The following is a 13469-nucleotide window of genomic DNA, read 5'->3' on the forward strand; positions in this document are numbered from 1 at the left end:
AACAGGACCCTCAGCAAGTCCTATCGTTGCAGGTCAAGGGCACTTTCCGTGTTTCTGATCAGCTCTTGGACAGCCCATCTCGTGAAAGCGCGAGGCTAATCAGCAGCGGGAGGACGGTATCGAAGCCCGCGTCACCACGTGCCTTGCGAAGATCGTCACGATCAATTGGCGGCCACACAGTCATGCTCCGACGGTACTGCTACCCACTGACACTCCCTTCGGCTTCAACTCCGTCGACGCCATCGTCGTCCGCCTCATGCTCATCCACAGACCGCGGTTCAACATCATTCGGCGGCCTGGAAGCTGAGGTCCGGGGCCTGATGCATGTGATCAAACTGAGGCCCCCAGCTGTTTCAGACCGCGGTTCGCCAACTGAGATCCTCAATCGCACCCGCTGCTGCACTCCGAGGTTCGGACTCCCTGCGTTCGGTGAAGGCATCGTCGATCGCCTTGCGGGTGCGGCTCTCGCTGGACGGCAGCAGGTGCATGTACGTCCGCAGCGTGAAGCCCGGGTCCGAGTGGCCGAGGTACTCCGAGAGCGCCTTGATGCTCTCCCCCGCATCCAGGAGCACGGAGGCGTACGCGTGCCGGAGGGCGTGCATGCCGTCCTCCGGGGCCGCCTGGAGGTACCTCGCCCCGCGCTCAGGGGGAGGGATCACGCCGGCGGCGACCAGGGCACGCTTCCAGGCACCCATGTTGAAGACGCTGCGGTTGTACGCTCGGCCCTTCTCGTCGACGAAGAGCAACCGGAAGGTCTTGGGCTCGCCGCCGGGCTTCGCCCAGGGCAGCGTGACCGCCGTGGGCGGGAATCGCGCCATGTGGGCCTTGAGGGCAGTGGTCAGCTGAGCCGGCAGCGGCACTGACCGGATCCTGTTGCCCTTGGGCAGAGCGAACACCGGCTTTGTGCCGACGAGCCGCACCTGCCGGTTGACGCAAGCAAGCCCGCCGCCTCGGCCGCGCACCCGAGCGCCACGTCTGGCACTGCTCTCTCCGCACCGCCACGACGGACCGCCACCTCAGCGACGAGGAGTGGGCCGACATAGCCCGCCGCGTCGTGGCCGCCACCGGCATCGCGCCACAAGACGACCCGGACGGCTGCCGCTGGGTCGCCGTCCGTCACGCCCCCGACCACATCCACATCGCCGCCACCAAGGTCCGCGGCGACCTGAGCACCGCACGCCACTGGAACGACTACCTCACCGCCGACCGCGAACTCGCCATCATCGAGAAGGAATACGGACTCCTTCAAGTCGCCCGCGGAGACCGCACCGCCGCCAAACGCTCCACCCGCGCCGAGTAGGAAAAGGCACACCGCCAAGGGCAGGACAAGTCGGCTCGTGAGCGCCTACGCGCCATCGTCCGCACTGCCGTGGCAGCCTCCACCAGCACCGAGGAGTTCATCCGCCTGCTCAGCCACACCAAGGGTGTGTTGGTCGAAGCCGTGTACTTCCCTTCCGGCGACGTACGCGGCTACAAGGTCGCCAGCGAACAACCTCACCACTGGCAAGGAACCCATCTGGTACTCCGGCTCCACACTCGCCCCGGACCTGTCCCTCCCCAGGATCCGAGCACGCCTGGAGGACATCGACCCGGAACCCGCCAACCAGCCGAGCAGGCGCTCTCCTCGCTCTCCCAACCCTTGGCACCAGGCCACCGCCGCCTCCGAGTGCATCCCCCACCACCTCACCGGTCACGACGACCGAGCCTCCCAGGCCCACCTCGCCGCATTCGGTGAAGCCCTCGACGCCCTGCCGCTCCTCGCCCCTGCGCCCATCCGCGCCCAGCTCCGCGAAGCCGCTTCCGCCTTCGAGCGCGCCACGCGCTCCCGCATGCGGGCCGAACACGACCACGCCCGCGCCCTGCGAAGCGCCACACGGGCGATGCTCCGCGAGCCCGCACCAAGCGACGGTACGGCGCTGGCGATGCTCCTCGATGCCGCGATCCTGGTCACCATCGCGGCCACCCGCTGGCATCAGCTCCGCCACCACGACCAGCAGGTCGCCGCCGCCCAGCAGGCCCTGCTCCACCTACAAGCCGCCTTCGACCAGGCGGCAGCAGCGCCCCTGGCCGCCCTCATCAGGCGCCGACCGCCACAACCGACTGTGGACCGGCACGTCCTCCACATCCGTCGGGCCGTACCCGAGCACTCGGAGCACGTCCTCGCAGATCCCGCCATCGCTGCCCTCACTACCGCGCTCGCCGAAGCGGAGGCACTCGGGCACGACCCGGAACGACTTCTCAGCCAGGCCGCCGACCAACGTGCCCTGGATGACGCCCGCTCCCCCGCAAGGACCTTGGCCTGGCGGATTCAACGCATCAGCGCACGGCCGACGCCCAACGCACGCGGCCGTGCAGCCCAGGCCCACAGGACAGTGCGGCCCGACGGGACACCCAGCACTCCGGCCCACGAGGCAAGCACCGTCACGCCCCTGCCGCCGCGAGCACGCCGTCGCTGATCACGACCGCGCGGGCAACCTCGGGGCAAGCAGGTCCAGCACTTCCTCCCAGCGGTAGCGGTCGGCCCCACCGCCCGCCTTCGGCCGGTGAGGCTCGTAGGAACCGATCAGGACACCCATCTCGCGTAGCAGATCCAGACTCCTGCGGTATGCGGGATGGGCGGCCTGGGCGGAGTTCAGGTACGGCAGCATGGCGACCGGAACGCCCATGGCGGGCGCCTCGCACAGGATCCCCAACGCCAGGTTGTCCGAGATTCCGGCGGCCCACTTGTTGACCGTGTTGAAGGTCGCCGGGGCGACAGCGATCGCGTCCGCAGACCGGCTCGGGCGCGGCTCCCCCGGTGACCGCCAGGCCGAGCGGATGGGGCGACCGGTTTGGGCCTCGACCGCCGCGGCGTCAAGGAAGCCGACTCCATGCGGGGTGGCTACGACGCCGACGTCCCAGTGCCGTTCCTGTGCTGCCGTGATCAGCCGGCCGACGTCGGCGGCGACCCCGGCCGCGCAGACCACGATCTGGAGGAACGGCTTGTCGTGCTGGTCACTCACGCGGGCACTCCCAGTTGGCGGCTGAAGTGGTGGAGCTCGGGCAGTGCCCGGCGACGGTCACGGGCTGCCATGTCGGCGACCAGTTCGCGTACGGCCGGGCGGCGGACGTCCTGTGCCGCGCAGCTCTCGGCGATGCGCAGGGCCTGGTAGCCGTCGGCGAGTCTGCCCTGCTGACTGTAGGCGCGGGCGGCCTCCACCCAGAGCGCGGCCCGTCGCTCGGGGACTGGGATGTGCCGCCGCATGAGGGGGCGAGCGATTTGGAGGGCGATTCCGGCGTCGCCGAATGAGACAGCCGCGCTGATCTCGTGCAGGGCTACGTTGGTCGGGCTGAAGTTCGCCCAGGCGTCCGGCCTGTCGAATGCGACGTAGCGGGCCACCTCTTTGGCCTCGGTGAGGAAGTCGTGGGTGGTTTCGCGGTCGCCGTTTCTGCTGGCGGCGGTTGCTCCGCGGAGCAGCAGCAGACCGACCGCTGCCAGGTATCGGGGCGAGCGTTGGTCGTAGGAGCCGCTGAGCTGGTCGACGGTGTGACGCACCATGTTCACGGCTTGGGCTGTGTGCTTCTCCCGTACGAGCACGTGAGCGTGAACGCGGACGCTGGCGGCGAGGACGACAGGGTTCCCGGACCTTTCCGCCTCGGCCATGGCCCGGCCGGCCGCGAGCCAGGCGTTGCCCTGGTCGGCTCGCTTCAGCAATAGGCTCACCGATGTCTGGTAGGCAGTCGCGAGCAACCCGGACGCCTCCGCCGAACCGGAGGAGCCGTCGGCGACCTGGCGCAGGTCGGCGATCAGGCCCGGCAGGGCCTGCTCCAGTTTCGCGTAGTCGCACGTGCAGAACAGCCGGCGCACGGTCCGCGCTCGCTCCCGCAGCTCGTCGATACCGGAGGAGTCACCGGTGGCGGCGGGGCTCCGTCCCGGCAGCAGGACCTGGATCAGGTCGTGGTGCGCCACGGTTGGCGTCGGCGTTGCCGCGAGCGCGGCGACGCTCGCGGCAAGGAAGGTGCGGCGGTGCATGTCCTCGGTTCCGGGATCGCTGGGGCTGGCGTCGGAGGCAGCAGCGAGGCCGAGGCGTTGCGGTGGGATGTCCAGTACCTTCGCGATCTCGCGCAGCACGCGCACGTCCTCCGTGCCCCTGCCGTTCTCCAGGCGACTCACCTTCGACTGGTGGTAGCCCAGTGCGGTGGCAACGTCCTTCTGCGAGCGCCGCTGTAATACGCGTGCCTGACGGATGACTTCGCCGATCCGTCCGGCTTCACTCTGTGCGTCGGCCATTGCCACGGCCCCTTCTGCCGTCGCCGATCCTGCCTGCTCAACCGAGCGTAACTGAGCATCGATTGGCCGCGATGCAGCTCCTGCATAAGTGATGCGGCCCCGGCACACGGCATGGTCCCGCTTGCCTCCGGAGCGGTTGCCTGGAGCAGCCGCACCGACCCTGGAGGCAGCTCGTGAAAGCGCACCAGTTCGCACTCTCCGTATCCGTCACACCGACCGCGGTCACCGCCGCCCGGCACCGGGCCGTGGATGCGATAGAGGGCTGGGACACGATGCTGGGCAACGAGGTGGTGCACACCGCCGAGCTCGTGATCAGTGAGTTCGTCACCAACGCGGTCCGGCACGCCGAAGCCGGCCCGGTCTCCCTGTCCGTCCGTCTCGACGAGCAGTCGCTGCGGATCGAAGTCTGCGACGACTGCCCGGAGCTGCCCCGGCCGGGTCTCCCAGATCCGTGTAGCGAGAGCGGCCGAGGTCTGTTCCTCGTGGCCGCGCTCGCGGATCGATACGGCGTCGAGCCGACGGCGGTCGGGAAGTGCTGCTGGGCCGAGATCGCACTGCCCACCAATCCGGACCATCCGATCGTGTCCCCCCTTGTTGCACAGAGGAGTTGCTGATGACGACCACTCGCGTCCCCGGCGTGGCCGCTGAGGTGATCGCCGTTCGTCCGGGCCCACCACTCACCGGCACTGTGACTGTCGACGGCTCCAAGAACGCGGCGCTTCCGCTGGTGGCCGCCGCGGCTGCCCTCGGCTGTCCGGTGAGGCTGAGCAACATCCCTGCCAACACGGACGTGCAGACCATGCTCGCGCTGCTCCAAGAGTCGGGCTGGCACGTAGCGCAGCAGGTCGGGAAGCCAACTGCGGCAGTGATTCTGCCGACTGAAAACCAGCCCGTGCGCCCCCACCTGCCCCAGGCCGCGCGTATCCGTGCCTCGTACTACCTGGTGCCAGCCCTGCTCGCCCGGCACGGAGAGGCACGGCTGCCGTGGCCGGGAGGCTGCCGGATCGGCGCACGCGGGATGGATCTGCACTTCAAGGTGTACGAGGCGTTCGGCGACCGCAGTATCTTGGATGACTCCGGATATCGCGTCGAGGCCGCCAGACGCCACAACGGCACCGTGTCCCTGGTGCTGCCGTTCCGCTCACGCGGGGCGACGGTGGCCGCCCTGCTCCGGGCCGTCACTACCGGCCGGTCTCTGCGGCTGGGCGAGCCCAATCTCTCGCCGGAAGTGCTGTATGTCCTGGAGGCCCTGCAGGCGGCGGGCTGGGAAACCCGGGCTAGCGAACGCCTGCTCACCCTCTCGCCACCGCCCTCGGCACCGAGCGACGCCGCATGGGTGGTACCGGGAGACAAGGTGGAGGCAGGGACACTCGCCTGTGCAGTCGCCACCACCGGTGGAAGCGCGCGCATCCGAGGCGCGCGAGCCGACGACCTGGGCCCCCTCGTGGCCGCCCTGCACCGACTGGGCATCTCCACCGTCAGCCAGGCGGACACTCTCACCGTGGACGCCCAGGACGGCCGCTTGGCCAGCCGCCCCTTACGGGCCACCGCCTCACTCAGCCCGGGCGGCTTGGACGCCGACTTCGAACCACCACTCATGGCACTGGCCCTCGGCCTACCCGGTACCCACCTGTTCGCCGACGCCATCAACCCAGGTCGCCACGGCAATCTTCTGCCGCAGTTGGCTCGCCTCGGGGCGGACATCGAGGAGATCTCCCCCTCCGAGTGCCGCCTTACCGGTCCTCAACGGCTGACCGGGACGGGCGTGGAGGCCACCGACATCCGAACCGGATCCGCCCTCATTGTCGCTGGCCTCACCGCCCACGGCGTCACCACCCTCGGGGGCCTCGACCAACTCCGCCGCGGCCACGCCGACCTGCCCGGCAAGCTCCACACCCTGGGCGCCGACATCTGCGAGGTCACCCCATGACCACCGACGGGCGCAACCTGCGCCAGATCGTTGCCACAACGGACGTCCACTCCGCCTTCGACAACGCCGCGCCGTTCCTGACCCACCTCCACTCGCTGCGGCCGACTTCCCTCATCGTGGACTGCGGCGACTTCTTCGAAGGCAGCGGGTACTACCGCCTCGCCCGCGGCACGATCGAGCGGGGGATCCTGCTCAGGCTGTACGACGTGCTGGCCCCCGGCAACCACGGCTGGCCCCACTACTTCGAAACCGACCTTCACCGGCGCACTGTCTGCGCCAATGCCGTGGATGCCAACACCGGCGACGCTCTGTTCCGCCGCCTGTACATCGCCGACATCGATGGACGGCGCGTCGGTGTAACCGCTGTGATCGGCCGGCAAGCCTTCCACTCGATCCCGGCTGCCCAGCGAGCCGGCCAATGCGTCACCGATCCCCTGCAGTCCCTACGCGAGGTGATTCTCGCCCACCACCACGAGGTGGACAGCTGGGTCCTGCTCAGCCATTCCGGCTTCGACGAGGACCGGAAACTCGCGGCGGCCTGTCCGTTCCTCGACGTGGTCTTCGCCGGGCACTGCCACAGCGATCAGTACGGACCGGTCCGAGTCGACGGCACCCTGGTCGCCAAGGGTCGGGAACTCGCCGACGGCTATGCGATCGCAACACCCGTAGGCACGGGATGGGGTGCCGGCACTACATCCTTCCCAAATCGGGCCCCGAGCCGCTTTCCCATGGAGCTTGCGGATCTGCGCTCCCTCATCGAAAACGTCAAGCAGCAGCTGGCCGCCGTCCTCGGCCCGATCAGTCCGGCGTACCGCAACCAGCCCCTCGACCGGCGCAGCCTGCTCATGGAGCTCACCGCCCGCCTGCGTACGGCACTCGGGGCAGACACGGTCGTCCTCAACGAGACGGCACTACGTGCCGTCCCGCTCGGCGACACACTCACCCAGGGCGACCTGCTCTCCATCGAGCCGTTCGCCAACCAGCTGGTGCATGCCCACGTACCTGAGCCGGCACGCAGCGGCCCCCGTGGCCTGCTGTCAGATCTGACCGCCCAGTCCGGTCCGCTCGTCACGGCCCCCTATCCCCTGCCGGGCGTCATCACCACCGTGCTGACCACCGACTACCTCGCCGACACCTACCTCGGCGGACGCACACACGAGGCCGGCCTGCGCCTGGACCAGGCCGTCCAGCACGTCCTCACCGCTCCCGACACCGCGGAAGGAGACAGCGAATGATCCTCACCGGCCCGGAGATCACCGCTGCCGCTCACGACGGCCGCCTCCGCATCACCCCGTTCGCCGCCGACCAGGTCAACCCCAACAGCTACAACGTGCGTCTGGGCCCCACCCTGATCACCTACACGAGCACGGTCCTGGACGCGCACCGGCCCAACCCCACAAGCGAAACCAGCATCGGCTCGGACGGGCACATCCTCCAGCCAGGCGAGCTCTACCTCGGCCACACCCTCGAAGAGGTCGGCTCCGACACCTTCGTGCCACTGCTTTTCGGTCGCTCCTCCGTCGGACGTCTCGGCCTGTTCGTCGAGATCACCGCCCCCATCGGCGACATCGGCTTCCACGGCCAGTGGACGCTCATGCTCACCCCGATCCGACCGCTGCGCGTGTATGCCGGCATGGCGATCGGGCAGATCATGTTCTTCGTCTCCACCGGCGCCATCGACCTCTACCGCGGCAAGTACCAGGCCGCCGCAGGACCACAGCCTTCCGCCTACTGGCGAGACCTCGCCCGACTCCGGGCGGTGGCATCGTGATCCTCACCGGTCCCGCCATCGCCGCCGCCGTCCAGGCCGACGAGATCACCATCGACCCGTACGAGCCCAGCCGCCTCTCCCCCAACGCCTACGACTGGCGGCTCGGCGAAACGGTCCGCGTCTGCAACGGCAACCTCGACGCCGCGACCCCCACCGCCTTCACCGAGCACCCCATCTCCAACACCGGCCTCGTGCTGCGCCCTGGCCTGCTCTACCTCGGCATCACGCTGGAGCGGACCGGTTCGGAGACGTACGCGCAGCTACTGAACGGCAACCGCACCACCGGATCCCTGGGCATCTGGGTACACGTCTCGGCTCCGCTCGGACACCAGGGCCATGCGATCCGCTGGACTCTAGAGATCCGCGCCACGCGGCCGGTGCGCGTGTATCCGGGTATGACCTTCGGCAAGCTCGTCTTCCTCACCACCTCCGGCACCCCGGCCAGCTACCAGCAGCAGCCTGCTAAGTACGCGTCCACGGAAGGCATCGACATCTCGCGCCTCTACGAGGAGATCGACGGAGGCACGCGGTGAGCGCTCGCTCGGCCACCGGCCCGATGGCCGCCACCTTACTGGACCTCCCCGTTGGAAGCCCCGGCGGCAGCGTCGAGCTCTTCATCGACCTCTACACCGGCCGACAACCCCTCATCCCGGCACGCGCCTTCATGCTCGCACCACCTGGTCACGCTCCCCGGCCACCCGCCGGACTCAGCGTGCTCCCCGTAGCAGGCAAATGTCTGGAAGGAACGGGCTTCAGCCGCTACGTCGCCACCCTGCGCAGAGCGCTCACAGCCATACTCGATCCCACGCAGATCGGCGTCCTCCACTTGCAGCACCTCGCATTCGGCGCCACTCCTGCCCTCATCCGCGCTCTGCCCGCGCATCCTCGGATTGCCCTCGTCCACGGCACGGACCTGCTCTTCGCCGAGACCCACCGAGACCAGCTCCAAGTGCTGCGCGAAACAGCCAGGGCCGCTGACGCCATCGTGGCCCCGACCAACGCAATGGCCGACTGCCTCCTCAAGCTCGCCCCGCAGATCGAACGCCGCAAGATCACCCACATCCCCTGGGGCATCCCCGACCACCTGCTCACCGCCCCACCCGCCCGGCCGGCACGCACCTCCAGCAGCCACCTGCGGCTCCTGTACGCAGGACGCCTGACCGCCGAAAAGGGTGGTGAGGCCCTGATCAAGAGTCTGGCCCCGGTGCCCGGTGTCGAGCTGAGCGTCGCCGCGCCCAGAGGCCAGTTCCACGCACTGGCCCCGCTGCTGCAACGAGCCGGCGTACGAGTCCGCTACCTCGGCTGGCTGCGCCGCCCACAGCTGTGGAAAGCCTTCACCGAACACGACGTGCTGGTCGTGCCGTCCACCACCCTGGAGGCCATGGGACTGGTCGCGCTGGAAGCCCAAGCGTGCGGACTGCCCGTCCTCTACCAGCCCGTACCTGGCCTCAGCGAAGCGCTCGCCACATCTGGCATGGCCACGGACTTCACCCGCTCCGCTGTTCTCGCGCGCGACCTCGACCGGCTAAGGAAGACGCCTGAGCTGCTGACCGCCCTGCGACAGGCGGGCTACGCGAACGCGGCCCGCCATCCTCTCTCGGCGACCGCACGGTCCCTGAACGACCTCGGCCGCCAGCTCACCTGACGTGATTCCCGGGCGGCACGACACGTCGCTGCCCGACCCACCTTGTGAACGTCACTACGCTAACCGCGCGACGCCCCGGCGAAAAGGGAGACCATGACGTACGACAGTGACCGCATCGAAGCCCTGTTGGACGAGGGCGTCCGCGACAAGGTGTACCCGGGCGCCGTGTGGGCCCTCGGCGACGCCACCGGCACCCTCGCCCAGGGCACCACCGGCGTCCTCGACCCTGACGAGCCGGACGTGCCGATGCGCACCGACACCGTCTTCGACGCCGCCAGCCTCACCAAGATCCTGGCCGTCTGGTCCTCCGTCGGCGCTCTGTACGAGGACAGAACCCTCGACCTCGACCAGCCGCTCGGCAGCTTCTGGCAGGAGGTCACCGGGCACCCACTCGGAGCCGTCACCGCCCGGCATCTGCTGACGCACACCGCCGGCGTCCCACTGCGAGCCCAGCTGAAGAACCTCTACGGCACCAACCCGGACGACATCCGCCGCGGAGTACTGCACGAGGCACTCCACCGGGCACCCGGCGAAGCCGTCGAGTACACCGACCGAGCCGCCCTCATCCTCGGCTACCTCGCCGAACACCTCTCCGGCAGCCCCTTGGACCAGCTGGCCACCGCCCGCACCTGGCACCCGCTGGGCATGACCGGCACCCGCTTCGGCCCCCTGCCCGCCGACCTCGCCGCCCGCTGCGCACCCAGCGAACTCGACCAGGACACCGACACCCACCTCAAGGGAGTCGCCCACGACTTCTCTGCCCGCCTTCTGGGCGGCGTCTGCGGCATCGCCGGCGTCTTCACCGTCCTCAACGACCTCGCCATCTTCCTCCGGTACATGCTCGGCCCTGCCGCGTCCCATGTGCGGGCTGGTTTCGGCAGCGAGTGGATCACACACTCCCTGACCATCGAGACGGGTGAGCTCCAGCCGGCTCGTGGCTTGTTCTGGCATCCCGCTCCCGGCACCACCACCGAGGAGGACGTCTGGGTGCACTACGGCTTCACCGGCACAGGCATGTGGATCTCCCCCACCGGGGGCCGCTGGGCGGTGCTCCTGACCAACAAGCTTTACTACACAAGGGATCGTGGGCCATTGACCGAGGTTCGCAACACCTTCCGTGAACTCGCCTTCAGTTGATGTGTCAAAAAGAAACCCAGGCCCCATCCGACGTCCGCTGCCTGGTGTTGAGCGCAACGCTGCCGACCCACCCGCTAGAAGGCTGGCCTTATTCGGACAGCGATCATCGCCGGTGTACGAAGGTAAGCGGACACACAGTGCGATGCAGCTGAGGCCGAACGAGCGCTGCCAATGCGACGGAGATAACAGAATCGGCTCGGGTAGCCCGCCTATTTCATCCGGTTTAGCGTGGAATGTACCGCTCTTCGGATAGGGGTGATGTCAGTGCCATAGGGAAGACTCTGGATGTGGGGGAGGGAGACTCATGACTGACCAGCAAAATGGCTCTGACCAGCGCATACCTGCTCCGAATGGTTGCCGATGGTGTGGGCTTGAGGCGCGGGAGCATGCGCAGCGCTGGAAGCCTCCGGTGGGCTGGCACAAGTGGGAACCGCCGACACTGGAACAGCGCAAGGAACGCATGCTTGCACGGCGGCGGCGCCGCGGCGGTACCAGTGAGACCAGGTCAGCGCTACGCGCTCTTACCCTGCGGCCAGCTTTCTGATCTCACTGAAGATCTCCCGCAGCTGAGCGGGCACCTGATCAGGGCTGGTGAGCGTGCTCACCAGCCCGAACATCATGTCGGGTTTGCCGCTGGGACCGTTCGGGCTGTCATTGCGGAGCATGTTCAGCACTTCTTTACTGAACTTCTTGCCGCGCTGAGCGGTGAAGTCGTCCGTGGTCCACGGCTCGCCGCCCTTCGGCCAGAGTTCGTTGGCGGTCGCGGCCCACAGATCGTCCGGGAACAGTTCCTCCAGCTCATTGAAGGCGTCCGGCTCGCCCACGAAACGGACAACGTCGCTGAAAGCACTGCCGAAGAACTGCTGGAGTCGGGCTTCCTTGAAGAGCCCCTTGGGCAAGGTGCGGCTGTCGGCGTCCACCATGAGCATCACGGAGCGGCCATGCGCGACCAGATAGTGAGCGAGGTGCAGGGCCCCCTCATTGTTGAAGCACGCCCACAAGGCGATGCCGGCCGACTGGAGAGACTGGCCCTCCGACAGCCGGAACAGCATGGGGATCACCCGCTGTTCGGTGTCGCCCTCGACAGCCAGAAAGCAACGCTCATGTAGCAGAACAGAGTTTCGAAGACCGACTGCCGCAGCCATACGCCCTAGGTGCACGTCGATGCCGTCGTGGGTGTCGGCCCCCAGCCGCTCGATCACCGTCCGTCCGCGCTCCAGTCGCAGATGCGCGACGTCGGCGATGTCGACACCGTCGATGAGGTTCATGGAGTGGGTGGCGACGATTACGTTCACATGGGGCAGCGCGCTCTGGTCACGGATGAGCTGCATGATCTTGCGCTGGTGCCCGTAGTCGAGGTGCGTGTCCGGCTCGTCGTAGATCACGATCGTCTGTCCCGGAGGCGGGACATCTTCCTCAGGGTCAGCTGAGGAGTCGACGTCGGCGAACTCCTCGCGCGTGAGCAGCTGGCTGTTCCACTCCCAGATCGCCAGGGAGATACGTCGTGCGCTACCTAGGCCGGAACGATCCAGGCCCACGGTCTCGCCCTTCGTACGGGCGATTCGCAGCGGCGCACCCCGGAAACCGTGAGTGAACGAGACCACAGGCTCGACGTCAACGTCTGTGAGGTCGTCGCAACGACTCTGAATGTGCTCGCACAGGGACCGGGCGTCGTCCTGAAGTCGCTCTTTGATCCCGGCCTCGATCGACTGCAACTGGCCCTCAAGCGTGGGGTCCGACATATGGGCCTGGTAGCGGCCCATCAGCGCGGTCTTGACCGCAGCGTCGGGATCGGCCGACTTCCCGTCGAACGGCATCAGCCGGGGCATGCGATGCTCCATCCCCTTCGGAGCAGGAACCCAGCCCGACGCTGAGGCGTGAGCCATGCCGTACCTGCAGAGGGCTGGCTCGATGTCGCCGCGTTTTATGGACGACAGCTCAGGGAGCAACTGCTTGGCGAGGGCTCTCACCTCGTTGAGGGCCAGTTTGGAAGGGTCACGCAGTCGTTCGTCGTCCGCGAGCGGCGCCCAGCACTCAAGGACGGGGTCCTCACCGTTGACAGCGCGTCGCCGTACGCGCAACTCCTCGGCCGGAAAGCCGAACGTTTCCAACTCCCAAGAGTCGAGGGTGAACTGCCCCTCCACCCATGTGGTCGAACACCGCAGGAGAGGCGCCGAGTCATCGACGTCCACGCCATCCGAAGCGTCGAGCTCGTACGTACGATCGTCCTCGGTCAACTGCTCATTGCCCACAAGGAACGCCAGCGCGGCAAGCACCGCGCTCTTACCGCCGTCGTTCTGGCCGGCGAGGATGGTAGGTGTGCTGACCGGAATGTCACGGACGTCCTTGAGGGATCGGAATCCGCACACGTTGAAGCCGTGCAGGTGCACCGTTCTCAGCCGCTCCGTTCCCTAGCGCCTCGGGGCAGACGCAAGCCACCAGGGGTGCCTCTCCCCAGACATTGACCTGGGCAACAGCCAACCCAGGCGCATCATCTTATGTCTTGTGGAGATAGCCTGTTGGCGCTGTGAACGGATCTGACCGATTCCGACCGACACCGCACGAAGCCGGCTTGCCTCGGGCTCAACGTCACGGCTGACGGGGCCTCCATCGCCCCCGAACCGCCCCCCCCGTTATCTTCTTCGCGGTCCTGCAAGAGGGCCGCTGGCCTCCGGGCCCGGCATGACTGTTCCCCCCTGTCGAGTGGATGACCTGG

At 67.9% G+C, this 13469-nt stretch carries 10 protein-coding genes and 2 pseudogenes; 8 read left to right on the forward strand and 4 right to left on the reverse strand.

Features of this window, described 5'->3' with window-relative positions; all coding sequences use genetic code 11:
• Positions 1 to 353: 353 nt before the first annotated feature.
• Positions 354 to 932: pseudogene (locus AB0G56_RS41290) on the reverse strand (tyrosine-type recombinase/integrase); the annotation flags it as partial.
• Positions 933 to 934: 2 nt separating this feature from the next.
• Here AB0G56_RS41290 and AB0G56_RS41295 point away from each other — a divergent pair.
• Positions 935 to 2456: pseudogene (locus AB0G56_RS41295) on the forward strand (mobilization protein); the annotation flags it as partial.
• On the opposite strand, the gene AB0G56_RS41300 reads toward AB0G56_RS41295, so the two are convergent.
• Positions 2457 to 3002, reverse strand: a complete 546-nt coding sequence (locus tag AB0G56_RS41300; protein ID WP_360981235.1) for a flavoprotein — start codon at positions 3000 to 3002, stop codon at positions 2457 to 2459.
• Positions 2999 to 4270 carry a helix-turn-helix transcriptional regulator gene (locus AB0G56_RS41305; RefSeq protein WP_360981238.1) on the reverse strand — a complete coding sequence of 424 codons (1272 nt, stop codon included), beginning with the start codon at positions 4268 to 4270 and terminating at the stop codon, positions 2999 to 3001. The genes AB0G56_RS41300 and AB0G56_RS41305 overlap by 4 nt, the downstream gene beginning before the upstream one ends.
• A 173-nt stretch (positions 4271 to 4443) precedes the next feature.
• On the opposite strand from AB0G56_RS41305, the gene AB0G56_RS41310 reads away from it, so the two are divergent.
• The 7 genes from AB0G56_RS41310 (at position 4444) to AB0G56_RS41340 (ending at position 10753) form a co-directional block, all read left to right on the forward strand.
• Positions 4444 to 4884 (forward strand): ATP-binding protein, encoded by a 441-nt coding sequence (locus AB0G56_RS41310; RefSeq protein WP_360981241.1) that lies wholly within the window; start codon positions 4444 to 4446, stop codon positions 4882 to 4884.
• Entirely contained in the window at positions 4884 to 6200 is a 1317-nt protein-coding gene (locus AB0G56_RS41315) for a UDP-N-acetylglucosamine 1-carboxyvinyltransferase (protein WP_360981259.1), read from the forward strand. Before AB0G56_RS41310 ends, AB0G56_RS41315 begins: the two co-directional genes overlap by 1 nt.
• Positions 6197 to 7435, forward strand: a complete 1239-nt coding sequence (locus tag AB0G56_RS41320) for a metallophosphoesterase (protein WP_360981244.1) — start codon at positions 6197 to 6199, stop codon at positions 7433 to 7435. Before AB0G56_RS41315 ends, AB0G56_RS41320 begins: the two co-directional genes overlap by 4 nt.
• The gene (gene dcd, locus AB0G56_RS41325; RefSeq protein ID WP_360981247.1) at positions 7432 to 7971 is read left to right on the forward strand and encodes a dCTP deaminase; all 540 of its coding nucleotides are present in this window, start codon (positions 7432 to 7434) and stop codon (positions 7969 to 7971) included. Before AB0G56_RS41320 ends, dcd begins: the two co-directional genes overlap by 4 nt.
• Positions 7968 to 8504 carry a deoxycytidine triphosphate deaminase gene (locus AB0G56_RS41330; protein ID WP_360981250.1) on the forward strand — a complete coding sequence of 179 codons (537 nt, stop codon included), beginning with the start codon at positions 7968 to 7970 and terminating at the stop codon, positions 8502 to 8504. Before dcd ends, AB0G56_RS41330 begins: the two co-directional genes overlap by 4 nt.
• Positions 8505 to 8527: 23 nt before the next feature.
• Entirely contained in the window at positions 8528 to 9616 is a 1089-nt protein-coding gene (locus tag AB0G56_RS41335) for a glycosyltransferase family 4 protein (RefSeq protein ID WP_360981262.1), read from the forward strand.
• A gap of 93 nt (positions 9617 to 9709) precedes the next feature.
• Complete coding sequence (locus AB0G56_RS41340) at positions 9710 to 10753, forward strand: serine hydrolase domain-containing protein (protein WP_360981253.1); 1044 nt, start codon at positions 9710 to 9712, stop codon at positions 10751 to 10753.
• Positions 10754 to 11274: 521 nt separating this feature from the next.
• Here AB0G56_RS41340 and AB0G56_RS41345 read toward each other — a convergent pair.
• Entirely contained in the window at positions 11275 to 13143 is a 1869-nt protein-coding gene (locus AB0G56_RS41345; RefSeq protein ID WP_360981256.1) for a TOPRIM nucleotidyl transferase/hydrolase domain-containing protein, read from the reverse strand.
• Between the last annotated feature and the right edge of the window lie 326 nt (positions 13144 to 13469).

Source organism: Streptomyces sp. NPDC021356 (assembly GCF_040641015.1).
Classification (GTDB): domain Bacteria; phylum Actinomycetota; class Actinomycetes; order Streptomycetales; family Streptomycetaceae; genus Streptomyces.

What these genes read in the sequence shown, in the direction of transcription:
- AB0G56_RS41305 (WP_360981238.1), bottom strand. Translation starts at nt 4,270, where the DNA reads ATGGCCGACGCACAGAGTGAAGCCGGACGGATCGGCGAAGTCATCCGT.
- AB0G56_RS41335 (WP_360981262.1), top strand. Translation starts at nt 8,528, where the DNA reads ATGGCCGCCACCTTACTGGACCTCCCCGTTGGAAGCCCCGGCGGCAGC.
- dcd (WP_360981247.1), top strand. Translation starts at nt 7,432, where the DNA reads ATGATCCTCACCGGCCCGGAGATCACCGCTGCCGCTCACGACGGCCGC.
- AB0G56_RS41340 (WP_360981253.1), top strand. Translation starts at nt 9,710, where the DNA reads ATGACGTACGACAGTGACCGCATCGAAGCCCTGTTGGACGAGGGCGTC.
- AB0G56_RS41315 (WP_360981259.1), top strand. Translation starts at nt 4,884, where the DNA reads ATGACGACCACTCGCGTCCCCGGCGTGGCCGCTGAGGTGATCGCCGTT.
- AB0G56_RS41320 (WP_360981244.1), top strand. Translation starts at nt 6,197, where the DNA reads ATGACCACCGACGGGCGCAACCTGCGCCAGATCGTTGCCACAACGGAC.